11 protein-coding genes are annotated in these 16,290 nt (G+C 45.1%); 9 read left to right on the plus strand and 2 right to left on the minus strand.

All coding sequences use genetic code 11. The annotated features are described in order from the left end of the window. Window positions 1–320: 320 nt before the first annotated feature. Both BLS65_RS15175 and BLS65_RS15180 read right to left on the minus strand, forming a co-directional pair. Window positions 321–575, minus strand: a complete 255-nt coding sequence (locus tag BLS65_RS15175) for a hypothetical protein (protein ID WP_092440521.1) — start codon at window positions 573–575, stop codon at window positions 321–323. A 272-nt stretch (window positions 576–847) separates the two neighbouring features. Next, window positions 848–2,755: a pseudouridine synthase gene (locus tag BLS65_RS15180; RefSeq protein WP_092440523.1), complete on the minus strand. Its 1,908-nt coding sequence runs from the start codon at window positions 2,753–2,755 to the stop codon at window positions 848–850. Window positions 2,756–2,997: 242 nt separating this feature from the next. Between BLS65_RS15180 and glmM the strand changes: the two genes are divergently transcribed. From glmM to BLS65_RS15225, 9 genes are all read left to right on the plus strand, one after another. After that, window positions 2,998–4,386, plus strand: a complete 1,389-nt coding sequence (glmM, locus tag BLS65_RS15185; RefSeq protein ID WP_092440525.1) for a phosphoglucosamine mutase — start codon at window positions 2,998–3,000, stop codon at window positions 4,384–4,386. A gap of 205 nt (window positions 4,387–4,591) precedes the next feature. Next, entirely contained in the window at window positions 4,592–6,013 is a 1,422-nt protein-coding gene (locus tag BLS65_RS15190; protein ID WP_125869901.1) for an efflux RND transporter periplasmic adaptor subunit, read from the plus strand. A gap of 12 nt (window positions 6,014–6,025) precedes the next feature. After that, complete coding sequence (locus BLS65_RS15195; RefSeq protein WP_092440529.1) at window positions 6,026–7,387, plus strand: ABC transporter permease; 1,362 nt, start codon at window positions 6,026–6,028, stop codon at window positions 7,385–7,387. Next, complete coding sequence (locus BLS65_RS15200) at window positions 7,380–8,900, plus strand: TolC family protein (protein ID WP_092440531.1); 1,521 nt, start codon at window positions 7,380–7,382, stop codon at window positions 8,898–8,900. The genes BLS65_RS15195 and BLS65_RS15200 overlap by 8 nt, the downstream gene beginning before the upstream one ends. Window positions 8,901–9,126: 226 nt before the next feature. Further along, complete coding sequence (gene mdh, locus BLS65_RS15205) at window positions 9,127–10,062, plus strand: malate dehydrogenase (protein ID WP_092440533.1); 936 nt, start codon at window positions 9,127–9,129, stop codon at window positions 10,060–10,062. A 269-nt stretch (window positions 10,063–10,331) separates the two neighbouring features. Next, window positions 10,332–11,294, plus strand: coding sequence for a malate dehydrogenase (gene mdh / locus BLS65_RS15210; RefSeq protein ID WP_092440535.1), 963 nt, complete (start codon window positions 10,332–10,334; stop codon window positions 11,292–11,294). Between the two features lie 160 nt (window positions 11,295–11,454). Continuing rightward, window positions 11,455–14,424, plus strand: coding sequence for a protein translocase subunit SecDF (gene secDF, locus BLS65_RS15215; protein ID WP_092440537.1), 2,970 nt, complete (start codon window positions 11,455–11,457; stop codon window positions 14,422–14,424). Window positions 14,425–14,611: 187 nt separating this feature from the next. Continuing rightward, a complete protein-coding gene (locus tag BLS65_RS15220) occupies window positions 14,612–15,283 on the plus strand; it encodes an ABC transporter ATP-binding protein (RefSeq protein ID WP_092440541.1) in 672 nt (223 codons plus the stop codon). Continuing rightward, the gene (locus tag BLS65_RS15225) at window positions 15,261–16,043 is read left to right on the plus strand and encodes a TIGR02757 family protein (protein WP_170830158.1); all 783 of its coding nucleotides are present in this window, start codon (window positions 15,261–15,263) and stop codon (window positions 16,041–16,043) included. The genes BLS65_RS15220 and BLS65_RS15225 overlap by 23 nt, the downstream gene beginning before the upstream one ends. Window positions 16,044–16,290: the final 247 nt, after the last annotated feature.

Consider the following 16,290-nt stretch of genomic DNA (forward strand, 5'->3'; position numbering starts at 1 on the left):
TTTTTTGTGGCACAACATCACCGAAACAAGTGGCACAATATCACCGAAATATCAACAAAGTTCTAATTTTATTGATGAGGAATGCATCTTCCTTTATCAACTTAACATAAAGGGTACAGCCGTATTTATCACCTTTAATAAATAGCACATTCCTTAATTCAACTGATACCACTTTCCTTCCATGCTTTATCCAAATAATACCACTCATATTTATAGTATGATTATAGTTTAGGCTTTTTAATAGGGATACAAGTATATACAACTTCCCTCCAGTGATACCGGAGGGAAGTTTGATCTTGATATTTGTTTGTTAATGTTTGTTAATTTGCTTGTTCTGTAACCAGTATAGGGGTAAAGGATAGCGAGAAGGATGTGGGATACTTGTAATAGTAGGTTTGTCGAATACGGCTATAGGCAATGGGGGCATCAAGGTCTCTCAGGTTCTTTAGATCCTCATGGCGTTGGCTTTTTGAGATGCCTAACCGTATTGCAAATTCAGAGGTGTTTCCTGTGGATTTTGTTTTAATTAGCCGGTCAATTTCTCTCCATCTTAGTAGGTAATCGATTTTACTCATGGCGTGATTTTGGTTTTGGTGTAAACATGCGAGGCATACCCCCTCATTTATATATGCCCAAAACCGCTATTTCGTGACAAGCTAAAATGAATTATTTTTCAAATCAATGCTTATTTTTAAAGAATACAAATAAGTAGAAATGATAATCGACAGAATATTAGATGGTAGTGTGGGTGAGTTGAATGTGGTGGGGTTGGGGCTATATTGTAGGTTTACGCATAAAAAAACCGCCCCAAACTGGAGCGGTTTTTTCTATTTAGTATATCCGAAGGTTATTCGTAAGCACCTCTAGCGAGCATTTCAACCTCTTTGTCGTTGAGGAATCGAGCCTCACCGCGAGCGAGACCTTTTTTAGTCAAGCCTGAGAAGTAAACGCGATCGAGCTTCACCACGTCGTAGCCAAGGCTCTCGAACATGCGGCGCACAATGTGATTCTTTCCCGAGTGAATCTCGATACCTACCTGCTTTTGGTCGTTGTCAACGTAGGCAGCTACATCGGCGTAAGCACGACCATCCTCAAGTTGGAGGCCACTGCACAATTTCTCGAGATCACCCTCGGACACCTTCTTGTCGAGGTGGGCGTGGTAAATCTTTTTCTTGTTGGCCGATGGGTGAAGCAGTTTAGTAGCGAGGTCTCCATCGTTGGTCATGAGCAGCACACCGGTGGTGTTGCGGTCGAGACGGCCAACAGGGTAAATACGCTCCTTACACATGGTGTTCACAAGATCCATTACGGTCGACTTTGCATGTGGATCGTCCACTGTGGTGATGCAATCCTTAGGCTTATTGAGGATGATGTATACCTTCTTTTCGCCCTTGATTAGCTCTTCGTTGAAGCGAACTTCATCGGTAGGATTAACCTTGGTGCCCAACTCAGTGGCTGGAACTCCATTAATACTAACCACTCCGGCCTGGATGTAGGTATCGGCTTCACGACGTGAGCAGATTCCTGCATTGGCAATAAAGCGGTTGAGCCTAATTGGTTTGTTTGGATCGTAGTCGGCAGGCTTTGGTTCGTAAACCTGTATATGCTTTCTGTTGCTTCTAAATCCTTTTAGTTCGCCATCTTCAGCACCGTCCCAATTTTCTCTTTGTGGTCGGGCAAAGCGTGGGTTTGTAGCGCTATTTCTATCGTTGCGGTCTCTATCGCCGCCGCGGAATGGTTTGTCGCCACCGCGTGAAGCACCTCTGTCGCCACCGTAAGCTGGTCTGTCGCCGCGTGAAGCGCCTCTATCGCCGCCAAAGGCAGGTCTTGCACCACGGGATTCTCTGTCGCCACCAAAGGCTGGTCTGTCGCCGCGAGGAGCGCCTCTATCTCCACCGAAGGCTGGTCTATCGCCGCGTGAGGCATCTCTATCTCCACCACGGAAGGGTCTTTCGCCGCGAGGAGCGCTTCTATCGCCACCGAATGCAGGTCTTGCGCCACGAGATTCTCTATCGCCGCCAAAGGCAGGTCTGTCGCCACGTGAAGCATCTCTATCGCCACTGCGGAAAGGTTTCTCACCACGTGAAGCATCTCTGTCTCCACCGAAGGCAGGTCTTGCGCCACGGGATTCCCTGTCTCCACCAAAGGAAGGTTTGTCGCCGCGTGAAGCATCTCTATCGCCACCACGGAAGGGTCTTTCGCCGCGAGCGGCATCTCTATCACCGCCAAAGGCTGGTTTATCTCCACCACGGAAAGGTTTTTCTCCGCGTGAAGCATCTCTGTCGCCTCTAAATGGTCTATCGTTGCTGGAGGAGGTTCTGTCTCCCCTGAATGGTCTATCGGTTGATTCGGAACTCCGGTTAAATGGTCTGTCTCCGCTTCTGGAATCTCTAGCAGGACGGTCGCTTCGGTCGCTGGAGCGCTCTCTTCTTTCGAAGGGGCGGTCTTCGCGTGTTGGGCGATCGCCGGAAGGTTTGTCATCGCGACGCGGGCGGTTATCCCAGAATGGGCGGTCGCTACCCGAGCGGCGTTCGTCTTTTACTTCGGAGCGGTCTCTTTCGGGACGCTCGTCTCTTGTTGGCCGTTCGCTCTGATCCGCTTCGCTGGAGCGAACAATCTTTGGAGTGAACTTAGCAGTACGTGGTCGGTAAGTGCCTTCCGATCCTTCTGTCTTCTTGGCCTCGCGGCTTTCGTTGCCCCCGTTGTAACCTTCGCGGCCACCATTGTCTTGGGACTTGTTGTTCTCAGATTCCATGATGTTTGTTTTGTGTTTCTGATATTTAACTGTGGTAATTGTCGTAAAAATAAGCCCGCAAAAATACCATTTTATTTTGGCATCGAATTACCTTTACGCATAAATAACCATAATGTTTGTAAATTAAATGCTAACCTTTTAGGTTTATTTTTACCTTTGTTAAAGCGGAAGCGCGCCAAGTCTCAATTCTGACTCGGTTTGTTTCAAAAAACATTACTTTTTCGTTTAATAATTTATTGGATATGACACTGATAAAATCAATCTCCGGAATTCGCGGAACCATTGGCGGTGATCCGGGCAACGGACTAACACCTCTCGATGTAGTTAAGTTTACTGCAGCATACTCTGGTTGGTTAAGGGAGAAATGCGGTAAGCAGAAGCCGGTGGTAGCCGTAGGTCGTGATGCTCGAGTGTCGGGCGAAATGGTCGATCGGTTAGTGGTTGGTACTTTAATGGGGTGTGGAGTGAATGTGATTGCACTTGGCTTGGCCACAACCCCTACGGTGGAGGTTGCTGTTATGCACTATAAGGCCGATGGGGGATTAATCCTTACCGCCAGCCATAATCCGGGTCAATGGAATGCACTTAAGCTGCTCAACTCTTTTGGCGAATTTCTAACCGATGCCGATGGCAAGAAGGTGCTGGAGATCGCCGAATCGGGTAAGTTTCCGTTTGTGGAAGTGGAAAATCTGGGAAAGGTAATTGTAGAGAAATCGTTCAACAAGGAGCATATCGACATGGTGCTTGCTATGCGCCTAGTGGACAAGGAAGCCATCAGGAAGGCCAAGTTCAAGGTGGTGGTGGATGCGGTAAACTCCGTTGGGGGCCTTGTTATTCCCGCATTATTGCGTGAGTTAGGGGTTGAGGTGGTAGAAATTTATTGCGAACCCAATGGTCTATTCCCACACAATCCGGAACCGCTCCCTGAAAACCTAACGGTGATCTCTGCCGAGGTGGTTAAGCATAAGGCACATCTCGGAATTGTTGTCGATCCCGACGTGGACCGTTTGGCTTTGGTTTGCGAGGATGGAACCATGTTTGGTGAGGAGTACACCCTTGTGGCTGTTGCCAACTATGTGCTATCGAAGGTTAAGGGAAATACCGTTTCGAACCTCTCATCGTCGCAGGCTCTTCGCGATGTAACCATGTCTAAAGGTGGGCGTTACTTTGCCGCTGCTGTGGGCGAGGTGAATGTGGTTGCAGCTATGAAAGAGCACAACGCAGTGATTGGTGGCGAGGGCAACGGTGGAGTTATCTACCCCGAATTGCACTATGGGCGCGATGCGCTGGTTGGCGTGGCATTATTCCTAACACATTTGGCTCATCAAGGGGTTTCGTGCAGCGAGTTGCGCAAGAGTTATCCAGTGTATCATATGTCGAAAAATAAAATTCAGCTGCCCGAAGGTTTTGATGTGGATGGCCTGTTAGTTAAGGCTAAGGCGTTTTTCTCCGATAAGAAAGTGCTCGATATCGACGGGATTAAGGTGGATTTTGGGCAGGAGTGGGTGCATATGCGCAAATCGAATACCGAACCTATTATTCGCATCTATTCCGAAAGTAATACTCCCGAAAATGCTGAGAAAATTGCGGTTGATGCAATTAATGTGCTAAAGAAGTTGGCAGGTATATAATCCTCGACTAAACTTTATTCGTTTATATTAATCAAAGTGTGTGAACCCCTTTCCCAAGGCGAATACTTAGGGAAGGGGCATGGTTTTTGCAAATGCAACGAGTCAATAAGTAAGATAGTTGAACCGGCACGGCTCTTCATCGCTAGATAGGTTTACGAAACATCAAGAATGTCGCAACCAGAATGGCATTAATAAATATAACCGTATGATCAGAAAGTTATTTTCAAAGATTCAAAGGAAGCATTACTACATTGGTGCTGGCGTTTTGGCAATTATCCTGCTGATAGTTTTTACGGGAAAGTCGGACGAGGCAGTGGAGCAAAAGGTGAAGGTAAAGCTTGGAGCCTTCGATATTCTGGTGAATACCACTGGTGAGTTGCAGGCGCAGAGTTTTGAAAATATTGCTGGCCCCAGCGAGCTGAGAAATAGGGGTTTTCGAGTTAATGAGATCAAAATTGTTGATCTGATTCCCGAGGGAACGGTTGTAGATTCGGGCGAGTATGTGGCCACCCTCGACAGGAATGCGGTGTCGTCGCGGTTGAAGGATCTCGAGGATGAGGTGGAGAAAAACGAGAGTCAATACAACAAAACAGGGCTCGATACTTCGCTGAGCTTGCGTAGCCTGCGCGACGAACTCATCAACCTAAAGTTCGAGTTGGAGGATAAGCAAATCACCGTTGATCAGTCGAAGTTTGAGCCACCGGCCACCCAGCGACAAGCAGCCATCAGCTTAGAGAAGTCGGAGCGAAATATTGAACAAGCCAAGAAAAACTACAAATTAAAGGTAGAGCAGGCTAAAGCATCCATGAAGGAGGTGGCCATCAACCTCTCCAAGGTTCAGCGCGAGCGCGACGAACTGGTTGGAGTGCTCGATAAGTTTGTAATCTACGCGCCCAAACCGGGAATGGTTATATACTACAAGGAGTGGGGCGGTGAAAAGCGAAAAGTGGGCTCATCCATTTCGGCGTGGGATCTTACCGTTGCAACCCTTCCGGACCTGTCATCGATGAACTCGAAGTGCTATGTGAACGAAATTGATATTAGTAAGGTGAAGGTAGGCCAAAAGGTACGCATGACCGTGGATGCTTTTCCCGAGAAGAAGTATACGGGCCAAATTACCTACGTGGCTAATATTGGAGAGCAACTTCCGAATGCCGATGCCAAAGTATTTGAGATAACCATTAAGGTGAATGAGTACGATCCCGTTTTACGTCCGGCCATGACCACCGGGAATCTAATCGAGATTGCCAGCTTCAAGGACGTTGTGTATTTACCGTTGGAGTCTATTCACGGGGGTGCCGACAGCACAACCTATGTATTCACCACAAAAAATAGAAAGAAAGTAGTGGTCACCGCAGCCAAAAACGATACCCATATTGTCATAGAGAAGGGACTCAAGGTGGGCGAGGAAGTATACCTCTCGGTGCCAGCAGGAGCCGAGAAATTTTCGATGGAGAATGAGGATCTCATTCCGGTGATTAAGGCTAAGATAAAAAAGGAAAGAGAACAGGAGGAGATGAAAAACCTCAACCTTCAAAAGGAGCAAAAGGAGAAGGATGCGGCTCGATCTATGCTGAAAAATGGGGATCGAAAAAAGGGTGGTTTGAAAAGCATTAGTAAGAAATAATCCGTTGGACCTATGATAGACGGATTAATAAAGCGATACCTCCACGACTTCCAAATTGCGTTTGAATCGATTCTTAGCAATAAGTTCCGATCGTTTCTTACGGCTCTCGGGATTATTTTTGGGGTTGCAGCGGTAATTTCAATGCTCGCTATTGGAAATGGAGCTAAGCAAGAAATTCTCGAGCAGATTAAGATGGTTGGGGTTAACAACATTGTAATTACTCCCATTATAGAGACACAAGAAGAGCAGGAGGCCAACTCTTCGGGACAAAACGAGAAGAATAAATATTCACCGGGATTAACGCTTGCTGATGCCGAGGCCATAAAGGCGGTTGTTCCATCGGTTAAAGTAATTAGCCCCGAGATTGTCGAAAATACCTTTGTCATACATGCCGGCATGCGGGTTAACGCTAAAATTATTGGCGTGGGCACCGACTACTTCTCCATATACAACCTTCCCTTCGAAACGGGTCACTACTTTACCGACTATCAAAGTAATCATGGGCTACCTGTTTGCGTAATTGGCTCAAATGTAGCATCGAAACTGTTTAGCACGGTCGATCCCATTGGTAAGTGGTTGAAATTCGGTAATGTTTGGCTGAAGGTAATCGGGGTGCTTAAAAAGAACCAAGTGAGCATAACTGCCTTTGAGAATGTTGGTGTAAACGTTTACAACGACAACATTTTTATTCCGGTAAAGACCATGCTCAATAGGTATAAGAACAGGGCTTTGGTGAATATGAAGACGCAGAGTAGGATGATGGTTATGTTCAGCGGTGGAGGTATGTCTAGTAGCAGTTCAAAATCGACCACAGCCAAAAATTATAATCAACTCGATAAGCTGGTGGTGCAGGTAACCACTACCGAGGATCTATCGTCTACCGTTGAGGTGCTTTCGCGCCTTATGCTCCGGCGCCATCAGGGCGTAAAGGATTTTGAGATCACTATCCCCGAAATGTTGCTCAAGCAACAACAGCGCACTAAGGATATTTTCAACATTGTACTAGGCGCTATTGCCTCAATATCGCTTGTGGTGGGCGGAATAGGGATCATGAACATTATGTTTGCCTCGGTAATGGAGCGCATAAAGGAGATTGGAACAAGGCTCGCAATAGGTGCCAAGAAGATGGATATTGTTGTTCAGTTCCTTTCGGAAGCTGTGCTAATTAGCGTAACGGGTGGGTTTATAGGAGTAATTCTGGGGGTGGTGATTTCTGTATTGATCTCCCATTTTGCAGGAATAAAAACTGAGGTATCTGGCGTTTCCATTGTGGTCGCATTTGGCGTTTCGGTAGCCGTGGGGATTATATTTGGCTACTCTCCTGCAAAGCGCGCCGCCGAAAGGGATCCCATCGAGTCGCTTCGATATGAATAGTTTAATCAGTAAGATTACAACCAGCGTTATGATTATAAAACCAGCATTAACCACTCTTTTCGTCGGCATTACGTTGGGCGTATGGGCACAGGCGCCAATGGTAAAGACGGCCTATACTTTGGATGATATTATCCAGCTTGCAAAGGATCAATCGCCTGATGCATTCAGGGCCAAGCACACTTTTAGGGCTAGCTACTGGGAGTATCGAACCTACAAGGCTGATCTGCTTCCATCGCTATCGCTGGATGCTACTATTCCCGAGTTTAATCGCTCGCTTAAAAAGTATCAACTCTCCGATGGAACCTATAGCTACATTGAGGAGAATTCAAGTAGCGCTTCGGCAAACTTGTCTATGAAACAGAACATTGGGCTTACTGGTGGTAATCTTTTTGTTACATCCGAAATGATGAGAACTGACCAGTTGGGGTCAAACAAGTCTACTACTTTCTTCGCATCACCCTTTGTCATTGGCTTCAGTCAGCCCATCAACGGTTACAATTCGTTTCGTTGGAAGAAAAAAATTCAGCCGTTAAAGTATGAGGAGGCCCGTAGGCGTTACCTTCAGGACATGGAGAATGTGTCCATGAAAGCAGCAAACCTCTTTTTTAGTCTACTCATTTCCCAACAGCAACTCGAGGTGGCCCAGATCAATAGCGCCAACAGCGATACGCTTTATAAGATTTCTCGTGGTAGATACAATATTGGAACCATTGCCGAAAACGAGTTGCTCCAAATGGAGCTGAGTAACCTTAATGCGGGGAAAGCCCTCAATGAGGCGCGCATTCAACTTGAGGTGGAGAAATTTAGGATTCGCTCCTTTCTCGGATTCAACGATAAGGTCGACATTGAACTTTCCATACCGGGCGCACCTCCTTCGGGGGAGCTGGCTTACGAGGATGTTATGTCCAAGGTAGGCACCAACAATCCCGATCTGCTCTCCTACGATAGGGAGTTGCTCGAATCGCAGGAACGGGTTGCGCTGGCTCGATCGCAGCGAGGATTTCAAGCAAACCTTTACGCTCGATATGGTGTAACCCAGCAGGCAGCGATTCTCCGCGACGCTTACAAAGATCCTCAGGAGCAACAGCGGGTATCGCTCGGTATCCAGATTCCAATTCTCGATTGGGGACTTGGTAGGGGGAAGGTTCAAATGGCAAAATCAAACCTTGAGCTGGCTCGAATTAGGGTTCAGCAGGCTCGTGTCGATTTCAATCAGCAACTCTTTTTGCAGGTAATGCAATTTAATATGGAAGACGATCAACTTTATATTGCTACTAAGGCCGACACCATTGCCCAAAAGCGATACGAAGTAACCAAACAGCGTTTTCTAATTGGGAAAATCACCGTTTTGGACCTTAATATTGCCCAGAATGAGCGTGATGCTGCCAAAATAAGCTACCTCAATGCCCTAAGCACATACTGGGGTTCTTACTTCAATCTCCAATCCATTGCTCTTTTTGATTTTGCGCGCAACAAAGAACTGGAAACCGATTTTGAAACGTTGGTTAAATAGATGTCGTTGCCATATTGTAGGCAATAATGGATTAGCGAATATTTTCTAAACTTGTTTGAGGTATTGACTGGTTGATATCCTGAATTTTACTTTCGATAGTGTTGAACAAAAAGAAGGAATTGGCTGTTTAAAACAGAACTTTTCTCGCTTAAGATGTTCTCATTGAATTAAAAAGGTATTAACGAATGGTGTAAATATACAATACCACATCCAAATAATCTTCGCTATGAAAATCACTATTATTGGTGCCGGCAATGTTGGAGCCACATGTGCAAATGTTTTGGCGCACAAAGAGCTGGCAAATCAGATTGTGCTTCTCGACATTGTTGAAGGAGTTGCCGAGGGAAAATCGCTCGACATGTGGCAAACTGCCTCGGTGAACGTTTTTGATACCCGCATCGTGGGCGTTACGAACGATTACCTCGCCACAAAAGGTTCTAGCGTTATTGTAATTACCTCAGGAATTCCCCGAAAACCAGGGATGTCACGCGGTGATCTTATCTCTACCAATGCTCGCATAGTGAAGGAGGTTACCGAAAAGGTGGTTAAGTATTCTCCAACAGCAATTATTGTGGTTGTTTCCAACCCATTGGATGTAATGACCTACGTAGCGTTCTTGGCTGCTCATAAAAAACCATGTGAGGTTTTTGGAATGGCAGGTATTCTTGATTCTGCTCGATATAAAACATTTATAGCCGAAGCCTTAGACGTTTCTCCACGCGATGTGAGTGCCCTCTTGCTTGGAGGCCACGGCAACAGTATGGTGCCCTTGGTGCGATACACCTCGGTAGGTGGTATTCCTGTTACCCAACTACTCGACAAGGCTGTTCTTGATAAAATAGTTGATAGAACCAGAAACGGTGGAGGGGAGTTGGTTAAACTAATGGGAACTTCAGCATGGTATGCCCCCGGAGCTGCTGCTGCTGCCATGGTAGAGGCTATTGTTCGCGATCAGAGAAGAATTATGCCGGTGTGTGCCCATCTCAATGGGCAATATGGACTTGCCGATTTATATATGGGCGTGCCGGTGAAGTTGGGTAAGCGTGGGATTATTGATATTATCGAAATTGATCTTAACGATGAAGAGAGAGGTATGCTCAACGAATCGGCAAAGGATGTAAGGGAACTTATGGACGAACTAAACACCCTGAATCTTTTTTAAATTGAAGATTTGGGGCTACTTTCGCGGCGAAACTAACTTAGGGTGGTTTCGCTTTTTTTGACATTGAACACTCTTTTTTATATCACTACCAGACACAAACACTTATGGGCAAAAAATGATTCACGCAATCGTTTGTGCTGTATTTCATGGTGATTTATGTCATTTATCATTTGTAGTTACAAGTTAATGTGATTCCTTTAACAACTCGCCGAACCTTTTGTTAGGTTCAGCGTTACACACTATATTACATTATTTTACACGTTCTAGATATGAAGATTACAGTAGTAGGGGCGGGAAATGTTGGGGCAACCTGTGCATATGAGATTGCACGGAAAGAGCTTGCCCGGGACTTAGTTTTGCTTGATGTTAAGGAAGGTCTTACCCTTGGTAAGTCCTTGGATATGTGGCAAACATCATCGGTACAAGGGTTTAATACACGTATAACGGGTGTAACCACTGATTTTTCAAAGACTGCAGGATCAGAGGTAGTTGTAATTACCTCAGGAATACCTCGCCGCCCAGGAATGAGTCGCGACGACCTAATTGATATCAACGCGCGCATCGTAAAGGATGTTACAGAAGGTATTGTTAAGTATTCGCCTGATGCCAAAATCATCGTGGTTACTAATCCATTAGATGTTATGACTTACGCTGCCTTTCTTGCAGCCAAGTTGCCGTCTAATAAGGTCTTTGGTATGGCAGGAATACTCGATGGTGCAAGGTACAAGGCCTTTTTGGCCGAAGCCCTCCATATTTCGCCTCAGAGCATTCACGCAATCTTGATGGGTGGCCATGGCGATAGCATGGTTCCGCTACCACGTTACACTACCGTTTCGGGAATTCCCATAACCGAACTTATTGAGGATAGCGTTCTCGAAAAAATTATCGAGCGAACCCGCAAAGGTGGCGGCGAACTTGTTGAACTAATGGGGACATCTGCTTGGTATGCCCCAGGAGCTGCTGCGGCCCAGATGGTTGAGGCAATTATGCTGGATCAACGTAGGGTATTCCCTGTGTGTGCGGCACTAAACGGTGAATATGGTCTAAACGATCTTCATATTGGTGTTCCGGTAATACTGGGCAAGAATGGAATTGAAAAGGTGATTGAACTTAATCTTAATGACGATGAGATGGCTCTACTGCACAAGAGTGCCCTCGAAGTAAAGAAGATCATGAAGTCCCTTGACAATTTGAATATTTTCGAAGAGCGATACGGTTCCGATACACTCTAATTGGTCCCAAAGTATAGGTAAACGCTCAGTTTTTTTTAAAACTGAGCGTTTTACTTTTTTTCCTGTATCTTCCATGCGACTAGGTTTATTCAAAAAATATCATAATTTTGCACCTTACTTTTGAAATCTAGAATCTCGAAATCTATAAATCTTAAAACAAATGCAGAATAAAGGCGCCTTTAGATTATTGGCTGTAGTTCTCGCCCTTGTTTGCTTGTACCAACTCTCGTTCACATTCATGGCGAAGGTGGTTGAAAGCAAAGCAAAGGATTATGCAAAGGGAGAAACAGCCTATCTTGACTCAATTTCGACTGAGCCACTTTACACATTATTTCCTTTTACTTACAAGGAATGTAAGGAAAGAGAAATCAACCTTGGTCTCGACCTGAAGGGTGGAATGAACGTTACCCTCGAAGTATCTGTTGAGGAAATCGTGCGTTCATTGGGTAACTACTCAACCGATACCATCTTTAATAAGGCAATAGCTCTTGCTCTGCAGAAGCAGCAAAATAGCCAATCCGACTTTGTGACTCTGTTCGCCGAATCATTCGACGAAATTGCTCCAAACGATCGTTTGGCTCGTTTTTTTGCCACCTTCGAATTGAAGGATAGGATCACTGCTCAGAGTACCAATTCCGAAGTAATTAAGGTTATTCGCGTTGAAACCGAAGGAGCTATTGCAAATTCATTCAACATTATCCGTAACCGTATCGACCGTTTCGGTGTAGCTCAGCCCAATATCCAACGCCTCGAGAACTCGGGTCGTATCTTGGTGGAATTACCAGGTGCAAAGGATCCTCAGCGTGTTCGAAAACTGTTGCAGGGAACCGCAAACCTCGAGTTTTGGGAAACTTACGAAATGTCGGAGTTGGTTCAAAACTTTGCTGCCGTAAATGCTAAGATTGCCGAACTGGAGGCTATAACATCGCCAACTAAGGTGGTTGATTCAGTAAAAACTGAAGTAGCTACTCCTAAAAGTGATAGCACTAATGCACTCCTTGCACAGGTTCAAGCAAAGGATACCAATAAGGTTTCCAATGACGAACTCACATTCCGTAAGAATAACCCACTCTATGCCGTTATCAGGCCCCAAGTAAACGAGCAAGGTCAAGTTGCTCCAGGACCAATCGTAGGGGTTAGTCAAATCAAAGATACCGCCAAGGTGAATGCCTACCTTGCTATGCCTCAGGTTAAGGCTCTCTTTCCTGCTGATCTCCGCTTGCTATGGTCTGTTAAACCAATGGAAGGTGGAAAACTAGTTTCGCTTATTGCTATTAAGGCCAATACTCGTGATGGACGCGCTCCACTCGATGGAGGTGTTATTACCGATGCTCGCGAAGAGTTTGGAAATCAGGGCGGAAGTAATGCTGAAGTTACTATGGTAATGGACGCTGAAGGTTCTAAAACCTGGGCGCGCATGACTGCTGCAAATAAGGGTCGTTGCATAGCCATTGTGCTTGACGAATATGTGTATTCTTTCCCAACTGTAAACGACGAGATTACTGGTGGTAGGTCACAAATTTCCGGTCGTTTCAGCATTGAGGAAGCAAAGGACTTAGCAAACGTGCTAAAATCGGGTAAACTGCCTGCTCCTGCACGTATCATTCAAGAGGCAATTGTTGGTCCATCTTTAGGACAGGCCACCATCAACTCGGGTATGATGAGTTTCTTGTTCTCCTTCATACTTGTTCTTTTCTACATGGTTCTTTACTACAGTCGCCGTGGTGGTCTTATTGCCGACATGTCGCTGATGTTTAACCTTTTTATTCTGATTGGAGTTCTTGCTTCATTTGGAGCGGTTCTTACACTTCCTGGTATTGCAGGTATCGTTCTTACCATGGGTATGGCGGTTGATGCTAACGTGCTTATCTTCGAGCGTATTCGTGAGGAGATTCGGTCAGGTAAGGGTATCAATCTTTCTATAACCGACGGACACAAGAGTGCTATGTCGGCTATTATCGATGGTAACATGACCACCCTTATTACTGCAATTGTTCTTTACATTTTCGGTTCTGGTCCAATCCGTGGTTTTGCTACCACACTTACCATTGGTATTCTTACTTCTCTTTTCTCTGCGCTTGTTGTATCTCGCTTAATTATTGAGTATTATGTAGCAAAGGGACATAAAATCACCTTCTCTACAAAACTTTCCGAGGGTGCTTTTACTAAGGTTCACATCAAGTTTATCGAGTGGCGTAAGTATGCTTATGCATTCAGTCTTTCCCTCATTTTGATCTTTGGTGCTTCATTTGCCATTCGTGGCTTGAATCCTGGTATTGATTTTGCAGGCGGTCGCTCATTTGTAGTTAAGTTCGACCAAAAGGTTAAGCCTACAGAGGTGGCAATTACCCTAAAGAGTGCATTCGAGGAGGCTCCTGAAGTTAAAACCTTTGGCACCGATAATCAGGTTAAGATTACCACCAAGTATCGGATAAAAGAAAATGGAACAACCGTCGACAATGAGGTGGATGTTGCCCTGTTTAACGGATTAAAGGCATATCTTCCTGCTGATCTTACATTCGATAAGTTTGATTCCGAGTATAAGATTAGTTCCGACAAGGTTGGTCCAACTGTGGCTGATGATATTCGTAGGGATGCGATTATTGCTGTTATTTTCTCTCTACTGGCAATTTTCATTTACATCTTTATCCGTTTTAAGAATTTAAGCTACGGGTTGGGTGGTATTGCCTCTTTGGCTCACGATGCCATCATTGTTATTGGGGTTTACTCTTTGTTCTACCACCGTGTGCCATTCGCACTGGAAGTCGATCAAGCCTTTATTGCTGCGGTGCTTACTATTATTGGTTACTCTATTAACGATACCGTTATTATCTTTGACCGTATTCGTGAGTATATCAGTTTGTATCCTAAACGTGAGCGCAAGGATATTATCGATGCAGCTATGAACGATACCTTAAGTAGAACCTTCAGTACCTCGTTCACTACCTTTATCGTTCTTATTCCAATGTTCTTCTTTGCTGGTGAGGTAATACGCGGATTTATCTTCGGTTTGATCATTGGTATCTTCTTTGGTAGTTTCTCTTCAGTTTTCGTTGCAACACCTATCGCCTACGATATTGCTCGTTGGAGAGAGAAACGTGCGGCTAAGAAGCTTCTTGCTAAAAAGTAGTAATTCTTTATAACTATTGAGAGACCCCGGCACTGTCGGGGTCTTTTTTTATTGTGTCATCTAAACAGCGACAGTAAGGAGCAGTGAGAATACATCTGCCAATCCAAGTGGATATCTAAATTTCTAAGGGGCTAATTCTTCATCCCATAAAAATGGCTATCTTTAAACTCGAATATTGTCGACTATGATTATTGTTGCAGAGGGTATTGAGAAATCATTTGGCACCTTAAAGGTGTTGAAGGGAATTAGTTTAGAGTTTGCTGAGAAGCAGTTGGTTGCTATTGTAGGACCAAGTGGTGCAGGAAAAACCACCTTTCTGCAAATATTGGGCACTCTCTCTAAACCCGATTGCGGCAAGGTAATTATCAATGGAATAGATATTACTAAGCTAAACCAAGTAGGCTTGGCCAAGTTTAGAAACAGGGAGTTAGGGTTTGTTTTTCAATTTCATCACCTATTACCCGAGTTCACTGCTATAGAGAATGTTTGTCTGCCTGCATTTATTGCCGGAACTCGTAAAACTGACGCTGAAAAGCGAGCCAAAGAGTTGCTTGGTTTTCTAGGCCTCTCACATCGATTAACCCACAAGCCCGCCGAACTTTCAGGCGGAGAGCAGCAGCGCGTGGCTGTTGCAAGGGCCTTAATCAACAATCCATCTGTAATCTTTGCCGACGAACCTTCGGGCAACTTGGATACCGCAAATAAGCAAGACCTGCATAAGCTCTTTTTTCAATTGCGCGATCAGTTTGGGGTAACTATTGTTGTGGTTACTCACGATACCGAGTTAGCCGATAGCTCCGATGTTGTTTTTACCATGGTCGATGGAACAATTACCAATGGCACCCACAGTCAACTATAGCCAAATTAAACTTCTTCTCGATAAAACGCTGGATAACTACCTTGCGCCAGGGTTTATTGAGGACGATCCTATTCAAATCCCTCATCTTTTTAATACGAAGGAGGATATTGAGATTTCTGCTTTGCTTGCGGCAACTATTGCTTGGGGGCAGCGTAAGTCGATAATCAGGAATGGGCATCGTATTATGGGGCTAATGGGTGGAGAACCCTATAACTTTGTGCTACACCATAGTGCTAATGACCTCAAACCGTTGGAGCACTTTGTGCATCGAACGTTCAACGGAAACGATTTAATCCTTTTTATTCAGCGGTTACGTTCGATATATACCGAAGGGGGCGGGTTGGAGACCCTTTTCTCGACTGGTTATCGAGAGTTTGGGGTTGAGGGTGCTTTAGCTGCCTTTCGAGCCGCCTTTCTCTTAGGAGTTGAGTCTGGTCACATAAAAAAGCATGTTGCCGATGTAATCTCTGGCTCTGCTTGCAAGCGCTTAAACATGTTTCTTCGGTGGATGGTAAGATCCAGCGATGAGGGTGTCGATTTTGGAATTTGGAAAAATATTCCTGCTTCTGCCCTTCAAATCCCGCTCGATGTGAATACGGCCAATGCCTCCCGAATGCTCGGATTACTCCAGCGAAAGCAGAATGATTGGAAGGCTGTATGTGAGTTAACCGATGTGCTAGATAAAACGGTCGAAGTTGTGCCACCCATTTCGGTTCAAGTTGTGCCAGGCGTTTCGGTCGAAGTTGTGCCACTTTTTTAGGTGCATTTAGGCTATTGTTTCGGTCGAAGTTGCGCCACCCGTTTCGACGCAAATTGCGCCATTGAGCCATTGAAAGGAATGATTTCTATCTTATCGCTGAAACTTAAATCAGGGATATGGCCGCAAAGAAGATAGATATCATGGATGTACGACAATTAATTCAGTTAAAAATCAAAGGAGAAAGCAACCGCAGCTGTTCTTCAAGTTTAGCCATACACCGCAATACGGTAAATTACTATGTCCGACA

It is taken from the genome of Williamwhitmania taraxaci, from assembly GCF_900096565.1.
GTDB classification, from domain to species: domain Bacteria; phylum Bacteroidota; class Bacteroidia; order Bacteroidales; family Williamwhitmaniaceae; genus Williamwhitmania; species Williamwhitmania taraxaci.